Source organism: uncultured Thermanaerothrix sp., assembly GCF_938028735.1.
GTDB lineage: Bacteria > Chloroflexota > Anaerolineae > Anaerolineales > Anaerolineaceae > Thermanaerothrix.
This window is the reverse complement of sequence record NZ_CALIMF010000013.1, coordinates 13,106-39,507: the sequence shown is the minus strand read 5'-3', so window position 1 is coordinate 39,507 and position 26,402 is coordinate 13,106. Positions and strand designations below refer to the sequence as shown.

The window sequence follows — 26,402 nt, the reverse complement described above, 5'->3', positions numbered from 1 at the left end:
GGATGTCCGATTGCATGCCCGTACTATTGTTGGTGATCGCATTGTCGTTGAGCGCAAACGTGCGCAGACGGCCGGAGGAACAGGTGCCTTCACACCGCCCGACGTAAACGCCGTAAGACCACCCCGAAATGACGTTCTGGCTGGCGCTGAAGGCCACATCACGGTCGGCGTACCCCTCATAAACGCCCAGGCCAATGCTCTCCCCGTTGGCGTAGAGGGCGCCGCTGATCTCATTGGCAGTGACGGTCACCGTATCCAGCGGGTTGGTGCCACCCAGCAGGGTGAAGCCACCACTGCGGTTGGGCTGGGTCGGTGCCGTCGGTGCTAGCGCCTCTTCGAGCGGGCTGGGCCGCGCGCTCAGCGGGTCGCTGGCGATGATCCCGTAACAGCCCTCGCCCACACAGGCCGGAGCGCTAATGCGGTTCTGGCGCACGGTGGCGCTGGATTCGATCACGTAGATGCTGGCCTGACTATTGGTGAGGGCGTTGCCTTCCACCGTCGTGGAGCCCGCCTTATAGACCAGGATGCCGGTGGACACCCATCCTGAACCGGAGTAGGCAATGTCCTCGATGGTATTGTCTTTGACCGTTGCCGCCGCGCCGTAAGAAACCTGAATGCCGTTTTGGGCAATGGTTGAGGTGGCACCAGCACCGGTGATGGTGTTACTCTCGATGGTTGCGGTCAAGCCACTACGGACCACGGTGATGCCGTTCTTCTGGAAGTCACTCACGGTGGTGTTGCGCACGGTCAAGACACGGGAGCTGCCATCCCCGTTATAAGCGTAAATGCCTGTGCCGTGCTGTGCTCCCGAAAAGGGAGTTTCGCGCACACCCGTAATGGTGACATTTTCGACCGTGCCGCCGGCATTATAGAACCCGATGCCGATGAAACCATAATTGGTATTGCCGCGCCCGGCGCCATCTACGGTGAGGTTCTGGAGGGTGACGTTAGCACCATTTTGCACCAGCACCACCGGCTTGTTATCCACCGAGGTGGTGAATTTGGCGGTCAACGTGGTTGGCGATTTAATCACCACATCGGACTGATTAGTGCCTTCACCCTGCAGGGTGAGGGTTTTGCTGGTCACCACCACCTGTTCTTCGTAGGTGCCGGGCAGGATGTGGATCACAGAATTTGATGGCGCGTTGGCCGCAAAGACTTGTACACTGATCCCAACCGTGCCACGGTTGGGGTTCTCAATATAAACCCCTTTGTCAAAGGTATTGTTTGTAATCAGGGTGCTATCGATCGCGTTGTTCTCAAGGTAAAGATGCCCCGTACCGAGTGAAAGCAACCCCGTGCTCTTGAAAACATTACCCCGAATCGTCGTACCTGCCTTACGTGCTCGCAGGCTTGTCGCATAGCGCGAGGTTGTACCTTCAAATGTGTTACCTTCAATGGTGCTATTCTGCGCATCAATAGTAACCAAGGTATTCCCTTGAGGGTTACCATCGGCGTTGAAGCCACCGGCTGTTCCCGTCACTTGATTGTTTGTGAAGGTCACAGAAGAGGCATTCGGGCCATTAATCACCACCAGCTGACGCGGCACATTGGATAATTCAAATTGTTGTCCAAATCCATCACCTGCAGGCGTGTCACCTTGAAATGTCTTGCCGGAGAAGATGTTGCTATCGATGACAAAGCCGGTAATCGTTTGTTCCGCCTCGGTGAGAAGGCCAAAATCACCATTTGCTACAATCTCATTCCCTTTGATCACTGCATTGCTGTGGCTGCCCTGGAAGTAGATAGCGGCGTTTTCGACAGCGGGATTACCGTTATCAATGCCAACAATCTTAAATCCGTGGTTATCATCCCCTATTTTCACGCCAGTGGTGGCGTTGGAAATCCAAAGGGTTCCCAATGCGCCTTGACCCGAGATGCCTTGAATCGTAGTATTTTCTCGACCTGCGGTGGACAGGAGAGAAATGTTCTTAGTGATGCGAACATTCTCGGTGTAAGTTCCCGGGTACACATACACTGTCCCGCCGGGGGCGGCAAGATCAATGGCCGGTTGGATCTTCAGCGTGTCGCTTAACACGTGGAAAGTCCCGTCGCTCAGACGCTGAATGGCAGCAGTGTTTCTAAACCCAGGGCTTACTGAGTTCGCATCATTGATGAAACTAAGCACTGAGCTCGTATCCTTTTGATACCAGGTGAACAACGGGGCTGCCGTGTTGCGCACGATATAAGCAAACTCGTTTTGAGAGAACCCCGTGAAAGAATGTGAAGCATCAGCGAGTTGGACATAAAGCGGGTTGACTTCTCCAAAAGAGTTGGTGCCCGTAAGGGTGATATTGCTTAAGCCAGGCGTGTAAGGTCCTGGGGCCGTAAACAACGCTACCCCACCCCAAGAATTATCGCTGGTGGTCAGGTACTGCATGGTGATAGCGGTGGAGTTGGTTATGGCAATGCCGGCGCCGCCATTGGCTTGCGCGGTAACTGTATCTATCAAAGAATTAGTACAGCCGTTGAGGTCTATCCCTGAACGGCCATACTGTTTCACCACTAAATCTTTCAGGGTTAAGTTCAATGACCCTTCCGCCTTAATCCCATAGTAGGTAGACGAGTTGCCAATAATGGTCAATCCCTTAACCGTAACGCTATCTGCTTTGATATAAACGCCGTAACCATTGGTCACGGTAGCGTTTAGCGTGACTTGATTGGTGCCTATTCCCTCAAGAATAATAGATTTTGTGATGCTTAGGTATTCATTGTAGGTTCCCGCTTGGACCTGGATTGTATCCCCCGCGTTCGCCGCGTTAATGGCCGCTTGAATAGAGATGTAATCGCATCCCGAAGCGCAAACCGTCCATGTTGCTCCAGAATCGGCTAGAACCCTAGGTTTTGAGCTCACCCCCAGCACCAACAGGGCCATCAAAACCACCCAACTTATGCAACGACTGAGAAACGCTCCTTTCATCTGAAACCTCCCCTTTGAGTGAAATTGGAACCAAGAGTGATCGCATTACGCCATTGCGGGGAAAACCAAAAAAACCTCCTCACCCCCTTGCGAGGCAGGCCAGCGACTGAGGCTTGGGATTTAGAGAGGCTGTAGACTTCGCGACCACGTTGTGTTTTCTACTTCCCCCTGCGCTCATAAAGAACGCGTAAAAATGGCGTAAATTTACTGTTAATTTAGCCTAAATGGAGGCGTTTGTCAAGCCGAACAAGCTTAAATTAATCCCCCCTCAACCTAACCCATCCCTCTCAATACCCACTTTATCCCTTCCGCTCGCATGGCCCGCACCCTCGCCGCGGGCGCGCTTTCATCCGCTACATCGCATTGACTTTGATGGGTGAGCATGCTATGATTCAAATGCCACACGGACTTATCCTCGTTTATTCTTCACGTGATCGTTCATCCCGCACCTTAACAATCGAATTCATCTAGAAAGGAGTTATCATGAGCGCCGATTTCATCGCTCGTCTCATTGGCATGGTTGTCTTTTGTATCCTGGGTGTCATCCTGGGCACCCAACTCGGCCAACTGGCCAACCTCAATCCCACCCCTGCCACCTTCACGGTAGAGCAGTATGCCCTCACCATTGGGCTGGTCGGTGCCCTGGTCGGACTCATTCTCACCCCCTATATCACCACGCGCCCCATGCGCGCGATCCGCTCAACCCTGACCCGTATCTCGGCGCAAACCCTCTTTGCCGCGCTTTTTGGACTTATCGCCGGCTTGATCATTGCCGCATTACTGGCTTTCCCGCTCTCGCGCCTGCCCGCGCCTCTGGGTGAAATTCTTCCTTTTATCGGTGTTGTGGTCTGCGGTTACCTGGGCGTCACCGTCTTCGTCATGCGTCAGCATGATCTGTTCAACCTCTTCACAGGTTTTAGCAAGGGCGGGGCCCGCGAGGCCGAATCGCCAAAATCCTGGTACGAAAACCGCAACATCCTGCTGGATACCAGTGTGATCATTGACGGGCGCATCGCCGATATTGCCCGCACCGGTTTCATCCCCGGTACCCTGCTCATCCCGCGCTTTGTGCTCAACGAGTTGCAATACATTGCCGACTCTTCCGATAGCCTGCGCCGGCAACGCGGGCGGCGGGGCCTGGAAGTGCTGGCCCAACTGCAAAAGGAACCTGGCGGCGTACCAGTGCGCATCACCGACATTGATGTCGAGGGGGTGCGCGAGGTGGATGACAAACTGGTCATCCTGGCGCGACAGTTGCGCTGCCCCATCCTAACCAACGACTACAACCTCAATCGGGTGGCCGAACTGCAGGGAGTGCGCGTTCTCAATGTCAACGAACTGGCCAATGCCGTCAAATCCGCCTTGCTACCTGGCGAAACGCTCTCCATCCGTCTCATCCAAGAGGGCAAAGAGCCTGGCCAGGGCGTGGGGTACTTGGACGATGGAACGATGGTCGTTGTTGAAAACGGAAAAGACTATATCAACCAACAGGTGACGATTGTGGTCACCAAAGTCCTCCAGACCTCGGCTGGACGGATGATTTTCGCACGCCTGGAGTAACCCCATTTCGTGCAGGAGATCGCCATGGCCCTACGCATCTACAACACCCTCACCCGCAAGAAAGAAGATTTCGAGACCCTGGAGCCAGGCAACGTGCGCATGTACGTGTGCGGGCCCACAGTTTACGATAAGGCCCACATCGGGCACGCCATGTCGGCGCTGGTGTTTGATATCATCCGCCGTTACCTCGAGTACCGCGGCTACGCCGTGAAATTCGTCATGAACTATACCGACGTGGATGATAAAATCATCCGCCGTGCCCAGGAACTGGGGGAAGACCCTTTCCGCCTGGCGGAGCGCTACATTGAGGACTATCGGCGTAACTTGGAAGCCCTCAACGTCAAGCCCGCCACGGTCAACCCGCGCGCCACCCAGGAGATCGAACCGATTATTGCCATGATTCAGGGCTTGATCGAGAAGGGACACGCCTACGTGGTGGATGGGGATGTGTACTTTCGCGTGACCAGCGACCCCGATTACGGCAAACTCTCCGGGCGGCGGCTGGAGGAGATGCAGGCTGGGGCGCGGATTGAAGTGGACGAACGCAAAGAGCACCCCATGGACTTCGCCCTATGGAAGGCCGCCAAACCCGGCGAGCCGGCCTGGCCCAGCCCCTGGGGGATGGGACGCCCCGGCTGGCACATCGAATGCTCAGCGATGAACCTGCACCACCTCGGCGAGCAGATTGACATCCACGGCGGCGGCAACGACCTCATCTTCCCCCACCACGAGAACGAAATTGCCCAAAGCGAAAGCCTGACCGGCAAGCCCTTTGTGCGCTACTGGGTGCACAACGGCATGGTGCAACTCGGCGGCGAGAAGATGTCCAAATCGCTGGGTAACCTGATTACTATCGAAGAATTTCTCGCCAAGCACCCGGCGGATGTGCTGCGCATGATGGTGCTCAACTCCAACTACCGCAGCCCGTTGGTGTACACCGATGAGGTGGTGCAGCAGAGTGAACGCGCCTTGGAGCGCCTGCGCTCCGCTCTGCGCCCGGCCCTGCCGGGGGCTAGCGGGGCCCCCGCAGCCACGCTGGAGGCCCTCCAGGCTCAAATCGAGGCCACCCGCCAGGGCTTCATCGAGGCCATGGACGATGATTTTAACACCGCCGGCGCACTAGCCGCGCTCTTTGAACTGGTACGTGCCATCAACCAGGCACGCAGCGAGGGAGCGACCGACGAGCAACTCGCTCCCGCCCAGGCCGCCTTGCGCGAACTTACCGGCGTCCTAGGATTGACGCTGGCCGAACCCCCCGCCGCCCCCAGCGCCGCCGAACCTTTCATTGACCTGCTGGTTGAGGTGCGTAACGAACTGCGCAAACAGAAACTCTGGGCGCTCTCCGACCGCATCCGCGACCGCCTGGCTGAACTGGGCGTGATCCTCGAAGATGCGCGCGAGGGCACCACCTGGCGCTGGAAGTCCTCCTGATTGCCGATCCGCCACTATGCGCGAATGGATCACCGGGCGTAACCCCGTCTACGAAGTCCTGCGCGCGCGCCGCCGCCCGATCTACCGGCTGCGCCTGGCCCAGGGCGCCGAGGTCAAGGGTCGTTTGGCTGAGATCGTGCGTCTGGCCAACGCCGGGGGCATCCCAGTGGAAACCACGCCACGCTCGCAGGTGGACTCGTTAGGGGAAAACCCCCAGGGTGTGGCACTCCAAGTGGGAGACTATCCCTACAGCGACTTGCCCACTCTTCTTGCGGAGGCTCATCGCCGTAGTGAGCCCCCGCTCCTGCTCGTGCTCGATCTGATCCAGAACCCCCAAAACCTGGGCATCCTGCTGCGTACTGCCGAAGCCGTGGGCGCCCACGGCGTGATTCTGCCCCTGGCACGCAGCGTCGGGGTGACGCCAGCCGTGGTGCATGCCTCCGCCGGCGCAAGCGAGCATCTGCGGATCGCCCGTCTCAACCTAGCCCAGGCGCTGGAGCGCTTGAAAAGTAGCGGGGTGTGGGTTGTAGGACTGGATATGGCCCCTGAAGCCCAACCTCCGCAGGCTCTGCCGTTGGATGCCCCGCTGGCGCTGGTGGTGGGGAGCGAAGGCGAAGGAATGCGCCCTCTGGTGCGCCGTCAGTGCGATTTTCTGCTGCGCCTGCCCATGCGCGGCCAGGTGGAGTCCCTGAATGCCGCGGCGGCCGGTTCCATCGCCCTATACCTGTGCCTGCTGGCCCGTCAAGCGCACTCAAGTCCTTCCCCCTTCTGATCTCACGAAGTGCCCGATGACTGACCCCTTGCTCACTCCCCTCAGCCCCGCTGCGCAGCGCGTTCAGGCCGCCCTGAGCGCGCATGGATTGGATATTCAGGTTCGGGAACTCATGGTCTCCACCCGCACCGCCCAGGAAGCCGCCCAAGCGGTGGGTTGTAGCGTTGGCCAGATTGTCAAATCGCTGGTGTTTCGCGGGCAGCGTAGTGGACAGGCCGTGCTCATCCTCACCAGCGGCGCCAACCGCGTGGACTTGCCCCTGGCCGCCGCCCAAATTGGCGAGCCGCTGGAAAAAGCCACGGCCGATTTCGTGCGTGAGGTTACGGGGTTTGCCATCGGCGGCGTACCACCTTTGGGGCACGTTACCCCCATGGCTACCTACATGGATGAAGATTTATTGCAATATCCAACCGTGTGGGCTGCGGCCGGCACGCCCAACGCCATCTTCCCTATTGCCCCTGCCGACCTGCAGCGCGTCGCCCAGGCTCAGGTGATCCGGGTCAAAGGTTCATAAAGCACCGAAGCCTCCTGCGTTGTTAGGCCACGCAGTTGCTATGAAGACGACCTGCCCTTACCACGTGGCTTCTTACTAGAGTCCGGATGTGAATAATAAAGAGTACCCTCCCTTCATCGAGGCGGGTTAGCGCTAAGCCACGCGCTCCAGTCGCCCAGGCCCACAGCCAAGCCTTTAGATCCCCCTGTGCCATTCGCCGCGGAGCCGCCGGTTTCCCGTTTTCTCCCTGAGTAAGGAAAGCCCCCTACCCAAATGGGTTTCCTCTCCAAAAGATTGGACGGCGTCAAGCGTTTTTCGTTTGGGCATGAGTTGTTTCTTTCGGCTAGGAAATTGCTATGGGGCAAACATGCGTGAACTGAGTCGGCCAATGCCTGCTTGGCCTGCCTTCGTGGCCGGCCCTGGCCGGGCGAGTAGAGCGCATACACACCGCTGGCCCGGGGTTATAATATTTTGAACTTGCCTTCCACAGAGGTGCTTCCCAACATGTCTGCCGTGCGCGTTATCTGCAACCCTCACGCCAATTTTGGGCGCGCCGCTCACCTGGCCGCTCAACTGCGCCCGCTTGCCACCAACCACTACGGCGCCGAATGGTATGAGACAGCCTATTATCAACACGCCATTGAACTGGCACAGCAAGCCGCTGCCGAAGGTATTGAGCGCCTGATTGCCATGGGCGGGGATGGTACGGTGCACGAGGTAGTCAATGGTCTGATGGCGTTTCCGCCCGAAGAGCGTCCTGCGGTGGGAATCGTGCCGGTGGGTTCGGGCAATGACTTTGCCGCCAGTCTGGGGATCAGCCCGCGGCCCGCCGAGGCCCTGCGCCAGGCGCTGGAAGGCACACCTCGCCCCACCGATGTGGCCCGCATTTACGATGACCGCGGTCACAGCGAATATTGGACCAATACCCTTGGCATCGGCTTTGACGCCGTGGTCAATATCCGGACCCGTCAGGTGCGCGGCTTCCTGCGCGGATTGGGGGTGTACCTAGTGGCCGCATTGCAAACCATCTTGCTCAATCATCACCCCTATCACCTGCGGGTAGAAGAAGATGGGCAGACCTGGGAAGACGATCTGCTGATGCTCACTCTGTGCAACGGCCGGCGCCAGGGCGGGATGTTTTGGATGGCGCCCCAAGGCAGTCCTACCGATGGGCAGATAGATTACGTTGGGGTGCGTACCATCTCGCGCCCCAAAATGCTTTACACCCTACCCTTTTTCATTCGCGGCAGGCACGCCCATCTGCCTTACACGCGCCATGGCGCATTCCGCCATCTGATTTTGGAAGCCAACCGTCCCCTCTACATCCACACTGATGGCGAAATTTACGCCGGTTTCGATTCTACGATTCACCGCCTCAGTGTAGAATCTGTCCCTGGGGCCATTCGTTTCATTCACGCCCGCTAGTCATCCGCTATGCCCGACCTGCTTCAAACGTTAAAAGATCGCGACCTGGACTTCTTGCATCGGGTGGCCGGCCTGTGGGGAATAGACCTAGGAGAACAGGACGAGCGCAGAGCCCTCCAACATCTGATCGTTGCGTTACAGGATCAAGCGCTCTTCTGGGAGATGGTTGAAAGCCTGCCCGCTACCGCCCGCCAGGCGCTGGATGACCTGGCCCAACGTGGCGGCCGCCTGCCTTGGGCGATTTTCAGTCGACGCTATGGAGATATTCGTCCAATAGGCGCGGCGCGACGCGAACGCGAGCGCCCCGACCTCCACCCGGTATCGCCGGCCGAAATGCTGTGGTATCGCGCCTTGATCGGACGCGCTTTCTTGGACTTGCCCCCTGTCGAACCGCAGGAATATGCCTACATCCCCGATGAGTGGCTGGCCTGGCTGCAGACCACTCCCACCCCCGCACCCGCCCTGAGCGTGCGCCCGGCCACCCCCACCGAAGCGGCTCACCCCCGCCCGGCTAATGATGCGATTCTGGATCACGTCTGCACCGCGCTGGCCGCCTGGCGTAGCGGCCGGCCCCTGCCCGAATTGCTCGGCGAGATCCCCACCCCCGTTTTGCAGACCCTGTTGCAGAGCGCCGGGTTGCTGGATGAGCATGGTCAACCCCTGCCTGAAAGTGTCCAGCGTTTCCTGCAGGCCCCGCGTGGTGAAGCGCTGTGTTTCCTTTTTCAAGCGTGGCGTGAAAGCCGCACCTTCAACGAATTGCGCTTATTGCCCCACCTAGCGTTTGAGGGTCAGTGGGAAAACAACCCCTTGCAAGCGCGGGTAGCCCTTCTATCTTTGCTCAGCCCCCTTGCTACCCAGCCCATCTGGTGGTCGCTGGAGGGCTTTATCGCTGCTGTGCGCGAAAACCACCCCGATTTTCAGCGCCCGGCAGGGGATTACGATTCCTGGTTCATCCGCCGTGCCGGGAGCGAGCAGTTTTTGCGTGGGTTTGCCCATTGGGAAGAAGTGGACGGCGCGCTGGTGCGCTTCATCCTCACCGGACCGCTGCACTGGTTGGGGGTGCTTGACCTGGCCGCCGCGGCCCCCGAAGCCACTGCCCCCATTACCGCATTCCGCTTTTCAGCCTGGGCCAGCGCTCTCCTCGCCGGGGAACCCCCGCAGGGGCTGGCCGAAGAAAACGGTCAGATTATGGTGCAGGGGGACGCCACCCTGACCCTGCCACCCCTTACCCCACGCTGGCTACGCTATCAAATCGCGCGCTTTGGGGAGTGGTTACCGGCTGACGCCCAGGGGTACCATTATCGCCTTACCCCAGCCTCGCTACTGCGCGCTCGTCAGCAGGGGCTGAAAATAACGTACCTGCTGGCCTTGCTCCAGAAACACGCGACGATGCCTCCACCCCCAATGCTCATCCGTGCGCTGCAACGCTGGGAGAGTCAGGGCACATCGGTGCGGATTGAGCGGGTGATTTTGCTGCGCGTTAACCGTCCAGAGGTGTTAACTGAGTTGCAGCGCGGGCCGGCTGCCCGCTACTTGGCCGAAGTGCTTTCACCCACGCTGGCGCTGGTGCGGCCTGGGCAGGTGGAACGCCTGCGCCGCGCTCTGGCCGAGCAGGGCTACCTGGCCGAGGTGAAGTTAGAGGGGTGAGGACATCCATCGAACAAACGCTGATGCAAGTCGGCGGGAACCTGCGGCCAACCTTCTGGGTAAGCCCCCCTACAGTACAAACTACATTGTTGGCCAAACCTTTTTGCTGTTGGCTATCGCGACACTCGGGGTTGTTGCCGCCCAGAGTTGACCCTCGGAAAACGCCCTCCGATACTGCTAGGGTTGCATAAAGGGTTAATGGCCGGCCCGCCGATGGCACAAGATCAGAGCCCCTGCGTCTTCAGAAAGGGGGTGACGCCACTTATTTGCTTTTTATACCGCTATAAGGGGCTTAAGATGTCCCCAATGCTAAGGTACTCCGTCTTAATTTACGAACGCACGATGATTCGGGCACTTCCCCAGGGGCTATCAAAGGAGCAACGCATGCACGATCATGATGTCATGGACTCTAGCAACCTCACCGCCATAACTGCTTCAGATGAAGTTCAACTCATCCGTTCCGCACAACACGATCCCGGCTCGTTTGGCATCTTGTATCGCCGATATGTCGAGCGTGTCTTTCGCTATGTCTACAGCCGCGTGGGGAGTGTGCCCGAAGCGGAGGACTTGACAGCTCAAACCTTCTTAAGTGCCTTGGAAAATCTTCCCCGGTTTCGAAATAACGGCTCGTTTGCCGCGTGGTTGTTCACCATTGCGCGCAGTAAAGTCATGGATTACTTTCGTCGCCGGCGATTCACCCAAAGGATTGAGAACTTGGCAGACTCGGGCAAACAAGACCCTTTATCTGAGATCGTTCACTCAGAACGGGTGACTGCATTGGCCAAATTTATTGCAGAACTTTCTGAAGAGGAACGTGAATTATTGCGGTTGCGTTTTCTGTGTGAAGTGACCTATTCCGAGATTGCCCAAGTTTTGCACCGGAGTGAATCGGCGGTCAAAAAAGCCGCCCAACGCACCCTGGCGCGCTTGCACGCTCAAATGGAGGTTTTCTATGAGTGAGCATGAGCTTCCCGCCCAGTCCGAAGAAGATATCCGCCGCGCGTTCAACATCCCGCCGGTTCGCAGTCAATTTATTGACCATTTGGAAGCCGAATTGCTCAACCGGTGGGGTCAAAAGCGATTGCCCGGCTTCCACGTCTTTAGACATCGTGCAGTATGGACAATGATCCCCCTGATTGTCTTGGTCACTGCCGTGGTTGGCATGCTCATTTGGGGGCCACAACGGGTTTACGCAGCGGTTCAACATCTTCTTGGCTACATTCCAGGTTTCGGACTCGTAGATACCCATGCGCCAGTGCGGGTATTGGCTCAGCCGGTCAGTCTAACCCAGGCAGGTGTGACCGTTGCAGTTGAGCAAGCCGTGCTCACCGCCACAGAAACGCGGATCAAGTACGGGGTTTCCGGTGTGCCACTTTCTGCATACCCTCAAGGGGAAGCAGTTTTAGGGTGTACCGATACCCCCTATGTGATCCTGCCAGATGGGACTGCGCAAGCATTAGAAGCGCCCATCCCGCCGGATGTGAACGAAGTGACATTTGTCTTGCCGTGTATACCCAATACGCTTCCCGGTAGTGTGCCTTCCAACTGGCGGTTGACACTCCGTTTCGTGCCGGCTCCGCCCGAGTTTACTATCCTGCCTGTGATGGATGCCACCACACCAACGCTACCCGTTGGTCATACGCCAACCACATCGTCCGCTTCAACTCCGCAAAGTCACGCTTCAGCCCAAGCTAGTCTCATGGTGGAAAAGGTCATTGAAACCGCCGATGGGTACATCTTACTGGGCGCCGTGCGTTCTGACCTTCCTGAGGGGCAATGGCTGGAAATCACTGGCGTGCCGGTGATCACCGACGCCGCGGGGAACAAAGTGCCGTATTCTTATCCAAGCGATGTTCAACCCCTCAATGATCCCGCCTCAGATCTTGGGACTGCGATCCCATGGGTTTTGCAAATCAGGGGCAATAACATCGAATTCCCGATTACGCTTGAATTTCCGTGCCGCCTCATCACCGAAGTGGCGTTACCTTCACCCCTGACAATCCCATTGGATGTAGGTGCTGCGCCCCAGATCGGGCAGACCTGGACCCTAAATCGAGAGATAACCGTTGATCGCTTCAATGTCCGTTTGGTGTCAGTAACGGCGGATTCGCATGAGGGCTACACCTTTCTCTTTGAAACCACGGACTCTAATCTCTATGACCTGAATGTGGAAATTGAAGGTGCTTTGGCGGTTGGAGGCGGAGGAGGGGGCGAGACCGGTCGGCTCATGAAGAGCCTCAGTTTTACCCAACGCCCTGTGGGCATTCTAAATATCCGCATCTCCCATCTTTGGGTTATTGCGGCCACGCAGAGATTATCCACGACTTGGTCACCCCTGACGGCGCACCAGTTGAGCACCCAAGTTCCTAACCCAGAGGCGTGTTTCAATGCCGAGACAATGGCAACCCTGCCTTACGTTCCCTCGAGTTGGCAAGGGACGGTGATTGTTTCTCGCCTCAACCCCCAGGCCCAAATCGTGCAAGCCAGCCTGGATGGCACCCAACAGCACGTCATCGCCCCAGGAAGCACACGGGCGGCCTTGAGTCCGAAGGGCGATAGCCTCGCCTATGTGACCGAGGAAGGAATCGTGATTCAAAACCTTGGTAACCACGAAATAAGGGTGATTCCTGGACAGTTTGGCGGCAGTTTGTCCTGGTCTCCAGACGCGCAACGCATTGCCGGTGTTAATGCAGCGGGGCAATATGGGATATTTGTCCTTGACCTCACAGATGGACAGATCCGGCGATTGTCTAACCTGGGTTATGAAAGCATTGCAGGATGGTCGCCGGATGGAACACGTCTCTACTACGCCATTCCCGGGCCTGCGGAGGATTTTCTGCTCAAAGCCATAGAGGTTCAAAGCGGAACAAGCACGGATGTTTTTGCTCTGGAAAACGCTTCGCGTAAAGCGCCGATGGCGGTCCTTTCACCCGACGGTCAGTGGGTGGCTTACCGTGGAAGGGACAATAACAGCCTCTACCTCAAGCCGCTGAAGGGAGGCCCGGCCCGATTGATTCTGGATCAACCAGGATTGGCTATCAACGGTCTAGTTTGGGAGACGATGGGGCGTTTTCTAGGCGTTAGCCTGATCACCACAGAGACGCCCGAGGGCAGGCTTTATCTGATCGCGCCAGATTCCTGTACGGCATATCGCATCCCTGGTGTCAGTGGCGCGTTGAATGGGATCAGAATCCCCTGAACGCACTTAGGGATACCGCTCATGAGACAGGGGCAGAGACGATCTGTCACCTGTCTCATCATCTCTGAAAACCCACTTGTCTAAAGAGCTGAGGCGCAACTCCAGAAAAGATGCCCTTTTTCTACACAGAGACCACTGGAAAGCAGGTCATCGCTATCATCACATTCTGGTCATGCTATAATCGTTTTAGCAAGGCACGATCACAAACGCACTGAACCTTGAAAGCCTTTGTACAAATTATCCCTTTGTACTTTCCCGAGGTGAGTTATGACATCTCATGAGGTCTATATCTCCAAACGCCTGACCTGGATTCAAGACGAACTAGAAGCCCTCAAAGCCAGCGGGTTGTACAACACCATTCGTACCATCTCCTCGGCACAAGGCGCGTGGCTGGAGGTGGACGGTCGGCGCGTCCTTAACTTCTGCTCTAATAATTACTTAGGACTGGCTAATCACCCCCGCCTGGTGGCAGCGGCACGCGAAGTTCTGGCGCGCTATGGAGTGGGACCGGCAGCGGTGCGTTCCATTGCCGGTACGCTCGACCTGCACTTGGAACTGGAGCGCCGTTTGGCGGCCTTCAAACGGGTTGAGGCAGCGGTGACCTTTCAATCCGGCTTCTGTGCCAACCTGGCCGCCATCCCCGCGCTGGTGGGTAAAGAGGATGTCATCTTCTCGGATGAACTCAATCATGCTAGCATCATTGATGGCTGTCGCCTCTCCGGCGCGCGCATCATTCGCTACGCCCACTGCGATCCCAATGACCTGGAGCAGAAAATCCTGGAAGCCCAAGGCACCTACCGTCGCGGCCTGGTGGTCACCGATGGGGTCTTCAGCATGGACGGCGACGTGGCTCCGTTAGATCAGATTTATGCCATCAGTAGCAAGTATGACCTGATGCTGATGGTGGATGATGCCCATGGTGAGGGTGTGCTGGGTGAAGGAGGACGCGGGATTGTGGATCACTTCGGCCTGCACGGCAAGGTGGATGTTGAGGTTGGCACCTTCTCCAAGGCTTTTGGCGTGGTTGGCGGGGCCGTGGCCGGGAGCAGCCTGGTGGTGGAATGGCTGCGCCAACGCGGGCGCCCCTTCCTCTTCTCCTCGGCGGTGCCCGCTGCTGATGTAGCGGCGACCTTGGCTGCCATTGATGTGTTGGAAGAATCAACTGAACTGGTGGATCGGCTGTGGGAGAACGCGCGCTATTTTAAGGCCGAAATGCGCCGCCTGGGCTTTGATACTGGCCAAAGCGTGACCCCCATCACCCCCATCATGCTGGGGGAGGCATCGCTGGCACAACAGTTCAGCCGTGAGTTGTTCGCCGAAGGGGTGTTTGCCATGGCCATTGGCTACCCCACCGTACCCAAAGGCAAGGCGCGCATCCGTGTCATGCTCTCGGCGACGCACACCCGAGAGGACCTTGATCGCGGCTTGGAAGCCTTTGCCCGTGTCGGCCAACGCCTTGGGGTCATCGGCGGCTAAGCATGCTCCTCGGGTAGGAGTGAATGGGGCTATAATAGCGCTATGCCCTCTGAACGCCTGATCCGCGCCATTGATCTAGCCCGCAGCGGTCATAAGACAGCGGCGCGTGAGATTCTCGAAGACATCGTCCGTGCCGAGCCGACCAACGAGGCGGCCTGGCTATGGCTGGCAGACACCCAGCCTGACGACGCTGCGCGTCTGCGTGTCCTGCGTGAGGCTCAAAAACACCTTCCGCGCAGTGTGACCATCGCCAAAGCCATGAGCATCATCAACACACGGCTGACCACCCCCTCCTTGTCGCCGCCTCGACCTCAGGAACCTGCTGCCCAACCCCCACCCCCTTCCCCACCCCATCTGGCGGCACCCTCTGGCCCCACACCATCCACCCGTAAAGAACCCCTTAACGTGTCCTCCACACCACCTCCGCGCGCTGTAGAGACGCCCGCCGCATCTGACGTGGAAGCACTGCGGCGCGCCAGTCGCTTGCGCTCGCGCCCTCGTCTGGGACTTATCCTGATCCTGCTGGTGGGCATTGGGCTGGTAGTTTCCTGGGTCTGGCCGGGCAGTCCCCTGCCCGGCTGGATAGCCGTGCTGTATCCCGCCACCACAGCAACCCTGGAAGTCCCTCCCGCTCCCGAGACTGCCCCACCCCTGGCCATCACCGAACAGGTAGCCACCGAGGAGGTATTGCCAACCGATACCCTCTCCGCAGCCGTCATTCCTGAGGAAGAAACCCCCACCCCACCGCCTGAAACGCCCACCCCCAAGCCCACCGCTGGCCCAACCCAAATTGAACTGGGAATGCCAATCTTCGCCATGGATTGGTCGCCGCGGGTCAACCTCATTGCGCTGGCCACACAGACTGGGATCGGGCTGTACGATGCCACCACCCTCGAGCGGGTGCGCTACTTGGAAAACCCGGCGAATCCGCCGCGCCTGGCATTCTCGCCAGACGGACGCTGGCTGGTCACCAACGGCGCCGCCACCCGCCTGTGGCAGGTCTCCAACGGCGAGGTGGTGCGCACCCTGAGCAACACACCGGTGACCGCGCTGGTCTTCTCACCGGATGGGCAACAGATAGCCCTGGCCGGAACGAGCGGCCAGGTGCAGGTGCTCGGGCGCATCGAGGGCAACCTGCCCCCCATCCTCCTCCCTACGGGTAGCGGCGTGTTCGACCTAGCCTTCTCACCCGATGGCAACCGCCTGGCAGCAGCACTGGAAGATGGCCGCACCCTGGTGTGGAACCTGAGCACCCGTACGGTGATGCTGAGCCGCATCCCGGAAACCGGGCGCACCCTGCGCCTGGCATTTTCGCCTGCTGGCGATCTCCTGGCAGGTGGCAACGAGGATGGCGGTATCTGGCTGTGGGATAGCGAGGGCAAAACGGTCTACATCTTGCGCGGACCCAGTGGCATGATCTTTGCCCTGACCTTTGCACCCGATGGGAAACGCCTCGCTGCCAGCGGCGAAGATCCAGCGCTTTACGTGTGGACGCTTGGTGACGGGCAGTTACAGCAACGCCTGGAAGGGCCAACCCGCCCCGTGCACGGCTTGCGCTTCAGCCCTGATGGCAGGCAACTCTTCAGCACTGACGAAGCAGGGCTGGCGCGCTTCTGGGCACTCACCCCCTGATCAACCAATCGCCTGCCGCAACTCTCGGGCCAGGTGGATGAAATCCAACGTATAACGCAGCTCGTCACTGCGCGGACGCGGTAAGGGCACGGGCATATCCAGGCTGACCCGCCCCGGGCGTGGACTAAAAACCAGCACCCGATCTGCCAGAAGCAGGGCTTCGGAGATCGAATGGGTGACCATCAGCACGGTCTTGCGTTGAGCCTGCCACAGCGCGAGCAGTTCAGATCCCATACGTTCCCGAGTAAGCGCATCCAGGGCTCCAAAAGGCTCATCCAGCAACAAGAGGTCAGGATCGTGGATCAAGGCCCGTGCCATGGCAACACGCTGCGCCATCCCGCCCGAAAGATCGCGCGGCCAAGCCGATTCAAACCCGCTCAGCCCCACCCGTTCCACCCAGGCCTGCGCCTGGCGGCGCGCCTCTTCTGGTGGCACGCCCTGCAATTCGAGAGGGAGCATAATGTTTTCAAGCACCGTGCGCCAGGGCATCAGATTGGCCTGCTGAAAGACATAGCCAATGCGCGGAGGCTGCCCCCCGGCAAAGCGAATCTCTCCTTGGGTGGGCGGCACCAGCCCCGCCAGGACGCGTAACAAGGTGCTCTTACCACTCCCTGAAGGCCCCAGCAAGCACACAAATTCCTGCGGCCAGACCTGAAAGGTCACATCTTCCAAGGCCTGCAATTCACTGCTGCCGTTTTCGAAATTCACGCTCAGGTGAACGACGTCTAGCGCCGGGGCCGTTGCAACACTCATGGTCGCTCCTGTGGCAGGTAAGCGTTCGTATAAGCCTGGGTGATCTCTAGGGGCTGGTTGATCAAGCCCATCTCGCGCAGGACTCGCGCCATGTTCTCCCAGGCCTGCGGATCACTGTAACCCCAGGGGCTCTGTTGCCACAACCCAATTGAGGTTTCGAGCACTTCCATTTGCACGGCGCGGTCAGCCTGGGTCAGGTTTTCTACATATTTCTCGCTGATGGCATAGGCCGCCGCAGGGTCATTGACCACGTCACGCAAGCCGCGCAGGGTGGCTCGGATCATGCGCCGCACCAGGTCAGGGTTCTCGCGCAGGGTGCGCTCGTTGGTGATTAGGCCATTCGACACCAGGGCCATATAATCGGCCACGCGCAGCACATCCACGGCGTAGCCACGGGCGCGCAACTGGATCGGTTCGTTGGTCACATAAACCACAGCGGTATCCACCTGGCCGCTGATCAGCGCCTCGACCTGGTTATAACCGATAGATTCTAGATGCACCGCCTCCTCAGGCACTCCCCCAGCCGAGAGTAGGGCGCGCAATCCAATATAACTGGCCCCGTACAAGCCGGGAATCCCAATACGTCGTCCCCGCAAATCTGCCGGCGTACGCACGCCCAGATCGCTTGGTGCAGCCACCCCAACGGGATAATCACGGTACCAGGCCATAACGTAAACCACCGGCAAACCCTGCGCCCGTCCCAACAGCACTTGCTCGCCAGAGACAATGGCAAAGGGCAGGTTGCCAGCGCCAACCAGGGCTACATTATCCGTCTCCATGCTGTAATCCAGGCTGACCTCCAGCCCTTCATCCCGATAATAGCCTTTTTCAATCGCCACATACAAGGGGGCAAACTGAATGTTGGGGATGTACCCCACCGGCAGGCGAATGGCGGTTGGGGTGGGCGTCACGGTGGGGGAGGTGACCCCTACACGACATCCCCCCAGGGCGAGGCTAACCCATGCCAAAACAATAAGCCCGAATAGCCAAAAGGGTAAACGAGACTTGAAGGTATCCATAAAATCTTCTCCGCTTCCAAAGTATCAGTGATGATCGCGCGGGCTACCTTGCCAGCGCAACAGCCGCCATTCTAGCAGTAGCACCAACCCATACAGGACGAGGGCGAGGGTCATCAGGGTGAACGTGGCGACAAAGACCAGGGCCGTATCGTACTGGCCGCGCCCAACGTTGATCAGAAAGCCCAGGCCGCGGTTGGAACCAACCAATTCTCCCACCACTGCCCCGATCACCGAGAGCGTAGCCCCAATGCGCAATCCGCCTAGAAAGAGGGGTAGGGACGCCGGGATCTCCAGGTAGCGCAGAGTCTGCCAGCGGGTAGCGCGCAGCGTGTGCATCAGGGCGCGCAGGTCGCGCGGCACCGCTCGCACCCCCACCACCGTATTGACCAGCACAGGGAAGAAGACAATGAGGGCGCAGATAAGCACCTTAGAGAGCATACCCGGGCCAAACCAGATCACCAGCAAGGGCGCGATGGCCACCGTCGGGATGGCCTGACTGGCCACCAGATAAGGCCCAATCAAGCGCTCCAGCAGCGGTGAGCGGGCCAGCAGATAGCCCAGAAACGTAGCCAACACCACCCCAATTAGCAACCCGATGCCCACTTCTTGCAAGGTCGTCAGGGTGTGACGAGCGAGCGAACCATCCGCTATCGCCAGCCCCAAACGCCGCCCAACCTGCCCCGGCGAGGGCAGGATGAACGGCGGCAAGTGGGCCAGACGCACAATGCCCTCCCATACCCCCACCGCCAGCAGCAGCGAGAGCACCGTCCACACCCCCTGCGTTAGCCAGCGCGGGCGGAACTTCTTCATCCAAGGCAAAGGTTTTGCCAATGTGATCATAATCCCGTGCTCCCTCTCCAGGTCACGAAAAAGCCCCGAAGGCACAAACGTCTTCGGGGCATCCAGATACCACCCGGCTCAGGGGTTACGTATACGCCTTCTCCCATCCGGACTATACCGTCGACTCCGGAATTCCACCGGATCCTGCGTCCGAAGACGCTCGTGGGTTGTCACCACCGATCGGGAATTGGGAGGCGAACCTCCCTCACCCTGCCCCGAAGGCGTGCTATGCACTTGTCACGGCTTTAGTTTACCCCACCGGGGGCAAATTGTCAATTTCTTTGTTCGTCTTTGCACAAAGTCGCGTTATGGCTCGCTTTACCCACCAATTTCGCTCATCACCCGGTTGGTGGCGATCTCTCCCTCAGCCAGGCCGTGCCCCCAGGGCTTTTCCCAGATGCCGTCCACAATTAACTGACGCATCTCCTCCCAGGTGGCGCCGTTGCGCAGGGGGGTGAGCAAATCCACTTCCTTGTCGCGTAACAGACACAGGCGCAGCCGTCCATCCGCCGTCAGGCGGGCACGGGTGCAGGAAGCACAGAAAGGTAGAGTGACCGAAGCAATGAACCCCAGCGTACCCTGCGCTCCCGGCAAGCGGTAAAGGCGGGCTTCACCATCTAGTTCGCCCCCGTTGATCGGCTCAACCGAACCAAATGCAGCCTCCAGATACGTCAACATCTCGGCAGTTGAAACCACCTGGGAACGCTGAAAGTCGCTGATCCCACCCAGGGGCATCATCTCGATGAAACGCACTTGCCAATCGTGCTCGTAGGTCAGGCGGGCCAGGTCTACCACATCCGCTTCGTTGTAGCCACGCACCACCACAGTGTTGATTTTGATCGGGGTAAGCCCAGCTTCCTCGGCTGCCAAAATGCCTTCCCATACCTGTTGCAGGTTACCCCAGCGGGTGATCTTATGATAGCGTACCGGATCCAGCGTATCCAGGCTGATGTTGACGCGTTGCAACCCAGCAGCTTTGAGCGGGCGCGCCAGTTTGTGCAATAACACGCCGTTGGTGGTCATGCTCAACGATTTCACCCCCGGCGTGGCAGCAATCTCCCGCACCAGGTCCACCACGTGCGCACGCACGGTCGGCTCGCCGCCGGTCAGACGGATTTTATCAAACCCCAGGCTGGCGAAGAGCCGCACCAGAAAGATGATTTCTTCATCCTGCAGCATTTCTGCCGAGGGGCGGAAGGTCATATCTTCAGGCATGCAGTACACGCAGCGCAAGTTGCAATGATCGGTCAGGCTAATGCGCAGGTAGTGAATACGGCGACCAAAACGGTCGAGAGCCATTGTCGGGCTTCCTCTTGTTATAGGGACAAGACTATACCTTTTCATCATTATACAAAAAAGTGGCCCCGCAGAACACCTGCTGGAGGGGTGATTTTTGTGCTTCAGCCCAAGATTCTCCCCCTCGTGCCTACGTATAGGACTAATTTAGTGTTAAATATCAGGATACTTGTAGCCTTTTCGGGTGACGCTTGACACTACCCAAAGCCCAGACAGGCGTTCCATAATCAAAGGTAGAACGCATCCCAGCCAACCCTGTTGTATTTAACTTCCACACAAATCAGGAGGAACGGATGCCCCCCAAGGGACGAATTGTCGTTAACGATCTATACTGTAAAGGTTGCGAGTTATGCGTAGCGGCCTGCCCGCAGGAAGTGATGGGGTTAGATATGAGCCGCCTCACCGTCAAGGGCTACCACCCGGCCACACTGATCAAAGAAGGATGCACCGGTTGCGGAGTGTGTGCCGTCGTGTGTCCAGAGGCTGCGATTACGGTTTACCGCGAAGTCGTCCGCCCGCGCGTAGCGGCGGCCGTCTAGGAGGTGGGCATGGCGCGTGAGTTATGGAAAGGTAATATCGCCATTGCCGAGGCAGCCGTGCGAGCCGGCTTGGAGGCTTACTTCGGCTACCCCATCACCCCCCAAACGGAATTGCTCGAATATCTGGCCATGCGCATGCCCGAACTGGGACGCGTCTTCGTCCAGGCCGAGAGTGAACTGGGCGCCATCAACATGGTGTATGGCGCGGCCTGCACTGGCGTGCGGGTGATGACCTCCTCTTCCAGCCCGGGCATTAGCCTGATGATGGAGGGGCTTTCCTACATTGCTGGCACCGAGGTGCCGATGGTGTTGGTGGATGTCATGCGCGGTGGCCCTGGCCTGGGTAATATTGCCCCCGCTCAAGGTGATTACAACCAAATTGTCCACGGCGGCGGGCACGGGGACTATCGTCCCATCGTCCTGGCTCCCTCGAACATCCAGGAAGCCATTGACTTGACCATGCTGGCGTTTGACCTGGCCGAGGCGTATCGCGCCATCGCAGTGGTACTCCTGGATGGCAGTCTGGGGCAGATGATGGAGCCGGCGGAGATGCCCCCAATGCGCCCGCTCAAAACCACCTATCCCGACTGGGCGGTGCGCGGCGCCATCGGACGCGAGCGGCGCGTGCTCTCCTCCATCTATCTCGATCCGCCTTTGGAAGAAGAAGCCAACCTGCGCATTTTGCGCCGCTGGCAGCAAATCGAAGCCAACGAGGTGCGCTACAAGGGTTACTACCTGGAGGACGCCCGCTTCGTGGTGGTGGGATTCGGCACGGCCGGGCGGGTGGCTCTCTCGGCCGTGCGGGCGGCGCGCGCCGAGGGCATTCCGGTTGGTCTGTTCCGCCCCATCACCGTCAGCCCCTTCCCCGACCAGGTGCTCCGGCAACTGGCTGACCAGGTTGAGGGCTTCCTGGTGGTTGAAATGAACACCGGCCAGATGCTCGAAGATGTCTTGCGGGCGATAGAAGGACATGCACCGGTCGAGTTCTTCGCCCGCCTCGGCGGCGTCATGCCCCTGCCCGAAGAAGTTCTGGATGAGATCAAGCGCATGACCACCGCCCCGCTCACTATGGACGGCCATCCACGTGAACGGTGGCTACAACGCATGCTTCAACCTGCCTAGGAGGAATCACGCATGACCCTCGCGGAGATGGAAACGCTGGTTTACGCACGTCCGGCTTCCTTGACCGAAATGCCCACCCACTACTGCCCCGGCTGCACCCACGGGGTAGCCCACCGCCTCATTGCCGAAGTCATTGACGAGATGAACCTGCGCGAGCGCACCATCGGCGTAGCCTCGGTAGGTTGCTCCGTATTTGCCTATAACTACTTTGATTTTGACTGGGTGCAGGCGCCGCATGGGCGCGCTCCGGCCATGGCGACCGGGGTCAAACGAGTCTTGCCCGACCGTGTGGTCATCACCTATCAGGGGGATGGCGATATGGCCTCCATTGGCATGGGGGAAGTCGTTCACGCGGCGGCACGGGGTGAGAACATCACCGTCTTTTTCATCAACAATGCCAACTACGGTATGACCGGTGGACAAATGGCCCCCACCACCCTGCCCGGGCAGAAGACCACCACCTCGCCGCGCGGACGGGATGTGGAGACCCAGGGCTACCCAGTGCGCGCTGCTGAACTGATCGCCACCCTGGAAGGCGCCAGTTACGTGGTGCGCCGCAGCCTGCATGACCCCAAAAACATCCGACTGGCCAAGAAAGCCATTCGCCTGGCGCTGGAGACGCAGGTGCGCGGTCTGGGCTTCTCCTTGGTTGAATTGCTCTCTATCTGCCCGACGAACTGGGGCATGACGCCAGTGCAGTCGTTGAAATGGCTGGAAGAACATATGATCCCTTACTTCCCGCTCGGGGATTACAAGATCCACCCCGCAGTGGCTGAAATCAAGGTTTAGGGAGACAAGCCATGCAAACTGAGATCATCATTGCTGGTTTTGGCGGTCAGGGTGTGCTCTTTGCGGGTCAACTGCTGGCTTATGCCGCCATGGATAACGGCCTGGAAGTCACCTGGATTCCCTCCTACGGCCCGGAAATGCGCGGCGGGACGGCCAACTGCACCGTGATCATTGCCGATGAGGAAATTGGCTCCCCGATTGTGCGCAACCCGCAGGTGGCGCTGGTGCTTAACCGCCCCTCGCTGGATAAGTATGAGCCGCTGGTCAAACCGGGTGGGTTGCTGGTGGTCAATGCCTCACTGGTGGATCGCAACGTGGATCGGCGCGATATTCGCACCGTGCTGGTGCCTGCAAATGAAATCGCCGAGAACCTGGGCGACCGCCGCGTGGCCAACATGGTCATGCTGGGCGCCATGCTGAGCAACCAGCCCGTCCTCAGCCTGGAGGCGGTCACTAAGGCCATGGAGGAACACTTGCTCTCGCGCCACCGCAATCTCTTACCGCTTAACGTGGCGGCGCTGCAAGAAGGGGCTAAATACTTGGCTGAGCAACTCCAATCGGCTTGACGCCTTGAGGCGCGGGTAACCCCCGCGCCTTTTTACCGGGGGTGTGTCAAAACTAAGCGCTGCCCATCGCTGGTGAGTTCCAGCGTGCCGTGCAGACCGGTAGCCAGCCAACCGGTTGGCAAAGGCTGATTGGGCTGTCCCATCAGGAACCCAATACCGGGGTTGTCAGTAGTGGAGATCACAGCATCGGCACCACGCAAGATTACCCCATCCGGCTGCACTCCCTGAGCGGCCAGTACGGCCAACGTGGCGCGCGGCCAAGTTTCGCCAGCGATGAGCACACGCAGGTTGCCGTATCTCACCAACAACGGTGCCTGACCTGCTTCTGGTGGGAGAACCTCCAGGCTTACCTCCGGCGCGAGGAGAATCGCCTGGCCGGCAAGCAGAGGGGCTTGCGCCACCCCCCAGGTGCGCGCCTGATTCGCCAAACGCGCGTGGGTGCGGGTTGTGTCGGGAGCCACCCCCCAGAGAATCCGCCCCACCTCGTAACGTTGCAAGGTGAGAATCAACCCCTCCGTCACAGCCGCACGCGGACTGGTGACAAGGATAGCATCCAGCCGCCGCGCCAAGGCGGGTTGGTAGCGCCCCAGTTCGGCATCTAAGGCATTGGCGGAAGTCGCCCCATCTACCAACAACGTTTGTCCACCCGGCGCGCGAACCAGAAGCGCCTGGCTTTGGGGCAGGTTGAAGAGCACAAGATGCAACCGCCCATCTGGGCGAAAGAGGGCCAAATTCCAAACCAATCCACTTATCAAGCCCAGTCCACCCAAAATGATGCCCCCGCGCAGCCAGGGGCGCAGACCCACTCGCCGCCAGGCCAAGGTCAGCCCCAGGAGCAGTGCATAATAGAGCCCCACGCTGCCCATCTCAAACGGCGGCACGGGTAACGAGGCCCATCCGCTTTGACCAAGCGCCAACACCAAACGGTTGGAGTAGGCTGCGAGTGGCCAGGCCAGGCCGGCCAGCCCCTGTCCCAGGGTCGGCGCCACCAGACCTATCAGCACACTGAGCCCTCCCACGCTCATCAACGCTGGTTGCGCCGGCAAGATAAGTGGATTGGCAATCAGCAGGCTGAGGGAAAGGCGCCGAAAGTGCGCCAGCAACACCGGCAGAGTGGTCAGTTGAGCCGCTAAGGTGACCAGCAGATATTCCCCCACCCACCCAGCCAGACGCCCTGCCAGTGGCGAGCGCCAGCGATGGATCAAGGCGCGCGTAAAAGTAGCCTGGAATGGCTCCGCGTAGAGGATTAGACCCAGGGTCGCCATCACCGAAAGTTGAAAGGAAACCTCCCAGGGCAGCGTGGGGTTAAAGAGGCACAGCAAAGCCGCGCTGAACGCCAACGCATTCAGCCCGGCAGAAGCGCGCCCGATAAGGCGCCCACCTAGCGCCAGGCCGCTCATTAAGGCCGCCCGCAGTACAGACGGGTCACCCCCCACAAGCAACGCATACAACCCCATCCCCAGCAAAGAAAGACCGCTGGCAGCCTCCAGGGGAAAAACCCGCCCTAACAGGGCCAACAAGCTGCCACTGAGCAGAGTCATATTGAAACCCGAGATGGCAATGATATGCGCCGTGCCAGTGGCCTGATAGGCCTGTTCCAGATCCGGCGGGAAGTCCTCATCCAGGCCCAGCAGAATGCCGGCCACCAGGGCAGCCTCCGGCTGAGGGTAGAACCGATTGACCAGGACGTAGGCGCGTTGACGCAGGGCTTCCAAACCAGCACGTACCGGGCTACCCTGCCGACCCGGCCGAGCGCTCACCAGCGGATACGTCATCTGACTCGTAATACCCCGGCGTTCCAAGTAGGCACGATACGAGAAGGCCTCGCCTTCATCCGGAGCCCTCAAGGTTCCGTAGAGCGTCAGGCGCTGACCGTACTCCCAGGTCTGAAACGGCAGGAGTGTGACCAACACCCGACCCTGTACCCTCTGTAACATGCCCGGTGGCGCCTCAATTTGCTCGGCGCACAGTGTCAGCAGGGTCACGCGCTCGCGCCGATCAGGGGGAGCACACACCCACCCCTGCAGAGCTACCTTGCCCTGCTCATGCCAGGTGGTCAGCGCTGCCGCCGGGCCCAGAGGGGGGGTGTGAAGGACGTAGCGCGCTCCTCCCAACCCCAGCGCGACGAGCAACGCCAGAGGCGGCAACGGCAACCCGCTCGGTCGAGGCAGCCGGCGGGCTGGCTTCCATAAGAGCATTATGGCACCGACCACTGCGCCCCCCGCCCAAGCAGCCAACGGCAATGGCAGAAGTGCCGCTAGGCCGATTCCGCTCAGGAAAGCCAGCGCTAGCCAGAACAGCGGCACAGCGCCCTCACCAGCGCGCCGGGACGAGGGATGAACATCGGGGTACGACGAGCATAGTCTGCATAGGCCGTCCCAAACTCGGCGCGCAGTTTGGCTTCTTCCAGCCGGGCGCCCAGGAGAAAGTAGAGTGTGGCCGCCAGGTTGAACGCCAGTAAATTGCACGTCATCAGGGGCATGCACCATAAGGCCAGCATCGAGCCGGTATAAAGGGGATGGCGCATCCAGGCGTAGATATCGTCGGTCACCAAGCGCGGAGAGGCTGCCGGGTTCTGGCCTAGAGCCTGGAACACCCCCAGAAAGGCCAGCGCTCCAGTCGCCCGCAGACCACGCCAGACCACCCACACCCCCAGCCCCTGCCCGAACAGCGCGAAACCCAGCCAGGGCCAGGTCAGACGATACAATACCTGATCCGGGAGCAGGGCCATCAACCCCAGCACCGGCAGCAGGGTCAGCCCACCCAGCAGCGAGTAGATCAGGCGATAGTAGCGCTGCACCCTCTCAGCACCCCAACGGCGCGCCAAAAAACGCTTGAAGGCGTGAGAGGCGAGAGCGGAATGCAACCCACCATAGAGGCCCATTGCCAGGAACACCCAGCCAAAACCGCTCTCGCCCATGGC

21 protein-coding genes and 1 riboswitch are annotated in these 26,402 nt (G+C 59.3%); of the genes, 14 read left to right on the top strand and 7 right to left on the bottom strand.

Features of this window, described 5'->3' with window-relative positions:
• Positions 1-2,920 (bottom strand): right-handed parallel beta-helix repeat-containing protein (locus Q0721_RS07770; RefSeq protein ID WP_299027856.1); only part of this gene is annotated, 2,920 nt, incomplete at its 3' end.
• A gap of 483 nt (positions 2,921-3,403) precedes the next feature.
• Here Q0721_RS07770 and Q0721_RS07765 point away from each other — a divergent pair.
• From Q0721_RS07765 to Q0721_RS07720, 10 genes are all read left to right on the top strand, one after another.
• The gene (locus Q0721_RS07765) at positions 3,404-4,480 is read left to right on the top strand and encodes a PIN domain-containing protein (RefSeq protein ID WP_299027853.1); all 1,077 of its coding nucleotides are present in this window, start codon (positions 3,404-3,406) and stop codon (positions 4,478-4,480) included.
• 24 nt (positions 4,481-4,504) lie between these two features.
• Positions 4,505-5,911: a cysteine--tRNA ligase gene (gene cysS, locus Q0721_RS07760; protein WP_299027851.1), complete on the top strand. Its 1,407-nt coding sequence runs from the start codon at positions 4,505-4,507 to the stop codon at positions 5,909-5,911.
• Between the two features lie 16 nt (positions 5,912-5,927).
• Positions 5,928-6,683 (top strand): 23S rRNA (guanosine(2251)-2'-O)-methyltransferase RlmB, encoded by a 756-nt coding sequence (rlmB, locus tag Q0721_RS07755; RefSeq protein WP_299027848.1) that lies wholly within the window; start codon positions 5,928-5,930, stop codon positions 6,681-6,683.
• Between the two features lie 16 nt (positions 6,684-6,699).
• The gene (locus Q0721_RS07750; protein ID WP_299027845.1) at positions 6,700-7,197 is read left to right on the top strand and encodes a YbaK/EbsC family protein; all 498 of its coding nucleotides are present in this window, start codon (positions 6,700-6,702) and stop codon (positions 7,195-7,197) included.
• Positions 7,198-7,680: 483 nt separating this feature from the next.
• Positions 7,681-8,601, top strand: coding sequence for a diacylglycerol kinase family protein (locus Q0721_RS07745; protein WP_299027843.1), 921 nt, complete (start codon positions 7,681-7,683; stop codon positions 8,599-8,601).
• 9 nt (positions 8,602-8,610) lie between these two features.
• Positions 8,611-10,248: a helicase-associated domain-containing protein gene (locus Q0721_RS07740; RefSeq protein ID WP_299027840.1), complete on the top strand. Its 1,638-nt coding sequence runs from the start codon at positions 8,611-8,613 to the stop codon at positions 10,246-10,248.
• A 306-nt stretch (positions 10,249-10,554) separates the two neighbouring features.
• Positions 10,555-11,208 (top strand): sigma-70 family RNA polymerase sigma factor, encoded by a 654-nt coding sequence (locus Q0721_RS07735; RefSeq protein WP_299027837.1) that lies wholly within the window; start codon positions 10,555-10,557, stop codon positions 11,206-11,208.
• On the top strand, positions 11,201-13,447 hold the full coding sequence (locus Q0721_RS07730; protein WP_299027834.1) for a hypothetical protein: 2,247 nt from the start codon (positions 11,201-11,203) through the stop codon (positions 13,445-13,447). The genes Q0721_RS07735 and Q0721_RS07730 overlap by 8 nt, the downstream gene beginning before the upstream one ends.
• 288 nt (positions 13,448-13,735) lie before the next feature.
• Positions 13,736-14,923, top strand: a complete 1,188-nt coding sequence (locus tag Q0721_RS07725; protein WP_366519203.1) for a glycine C-acetyltransferase — start codon at positions 13,736-13,738, stop codon at positions 14,921-14,923.
• Between the two features lie 42 nt (positions 14,924-14,965).
• Positions 14,966-16,555: a hypothetical protein gene (locus Q0721_RS07720; RefSeq protein ID WP_299027829.1), complete on the top strand. Its 1,590-nt coding sequence runs from the start codon at positions 14,966-14,968 to the stop codon at positions 16,553-16,555.
• Here Q0721_RS07720 and Q0721_RS07715 read toward each other — a convergent pair whose 3' ends face one another.
• The 4 genes from Q0721_RS07715 to moaA all read right to left on the bottom strand — a co-directional run bounded on the left by Q0721_RS07715 (position 16,556) and on the right by moaA (position 20,466).
• Complete coding sequence (locus tag Q0721_RS07715; RefSeq protein WP_299027826.1) at positions 16,556-17,308, bottom strand: ABC transporter ATP-binding protein; 753 nt, start codon at positions 17,306-17,308, stop codon at positions 16,556-16,558.
• A complete protein-coding gene (locus Q0721_RS07710) occupies positions 17,305-18,327 on the bottom strand; it encodes an ABC transporter substrate-binding protein (protein ID WP_299027824.1) in 1,023 nt (340 codons plus the stop codon). Before Q0721_RS07710 ends, Q0721_RS07715 begins: the two co-directional genes overlap by 4 nt.
• Positions 18,328-18,351: 24 nt before the next feature.
• On the bottom strand, positions 18,352-19,167 hold the full coding sequence (locus tag Q0721_RS07705; protein ID WP_299027821.1) for an ABC transporter permease: 816 nt from the start codon (positions 19,165-19,167) through the stop codon (positions 18,352-18,354).
• A gap of 91 nt (positions 19,168-19,258) precedes the next feature.
• Positions 19,259-19,394, bottom strand: a riboswitch (FMN riboswitch).
• A 91-nt stretch (positions 19,395-19,485) separates the two neighbouring features.
• A complete protein-coding gene (gene moaA / locus Q0721_RS07700; RefSeq protein WP_299027818.1) occupies positions 19,486-20,466 on the bottom strand; it encodes a GTP 3',8-cyclase MoaA in 981 nt (326 codons plus the stop codon).
• 290 nt (positions 20,467-20,756) lie between these two features.
• Here moaA and Q0721_RS07695 point away from each other — a divergent pair, with 290 nt between their 5' ends.
• The 4 genes from Q0721_RS07695 to Q0721_RS07680 are packed head-to-tail and all read left to right on the top strand — an operon-like array spanning position 20,757 to position 23,479.
• A complete protein-coding gene (locus Q0721_RS07695) occupies positions 20,757-21,002 on the top strand; it encodes a 4Fe-4S dicluster domain-containing protein (RefSeq protein WP_299027815.1) in 246 nt (81 codons plus the stop codon).
• A 9-nt stretch (positions 21,003-21,011) separates the two neighbouring features.
• Positions 21,012-22,124 carry a 3-methyl-2-oxobutanoate dehydrogenase subunit VorB gene (gene vorB, locus Q0721_RS07690; RefSeq protein ID WP_299027811.1) on the top strand — a complete coding sequence of 371 codons (1,113 nt, stop codon included), beginning with the start codon at positions 21,012-21,014 and terminating at the stop codon, positions 22,122-22,124.
• 12 nt (positions 22,125-22,136) lie between these two features.
• Complete coding sequence (locus tag Q0721_RS07685; RefSeq protein ID WP_299027808.1) at positions 22,137-22,913, top strand: thiamine pyrophosphate-dependent enzyme; 777 nt, start codon at positions 22,137-22,139, stop codon at positions 22,911-22,913.
• Between the two features lie 11 nt (positions 22,914-22,924).
• Positions 22,925-23,479, top strand: coding sequence for a 2-oxoacid:acceptor oxidoreductase family protein (locus tag Q0721_RS07680; RefSeq protein WP_299027805.1), 555 nt, complete (start codon positions 22,925-22,927; stop codon positions 23,477-23,479).
• Positions 23,480-23,511: 32 nt separating this feature from the next.
• Here the strand turns inward: Q0721_RS07680 and Q0721_RS07675 are convergent, their stop codons facing one another.
• Entirely contained in the window at positions 23,512-25,785 is a 2,274-nt protein-coding gene (locus Q0721_RS07675) for a ComEC/Rec2 family competence protein (RefSeq protein WP_299027802.1), read from the bottom strand.
• Positions 25,767-26,399 carry an isoprenylcysteine carboxylmethyltransferase family protein gene (locus Q0721_RS07670; protein ID WP_299027800.1) on the bottom strand — a complete coding sequence of 211 codons (633 nt, stop codon included), beginning with the start codon at positions 26,397-26,399 and terminating at the stop codon, positions 25,767-25,769. Before Q0721_RS07670 ends, Q0721_RS07675 begins: the two co-directional genes overlap by 19 nt.
• Positions 26,400-26,402: the final 3 nt, after the last annotated feature.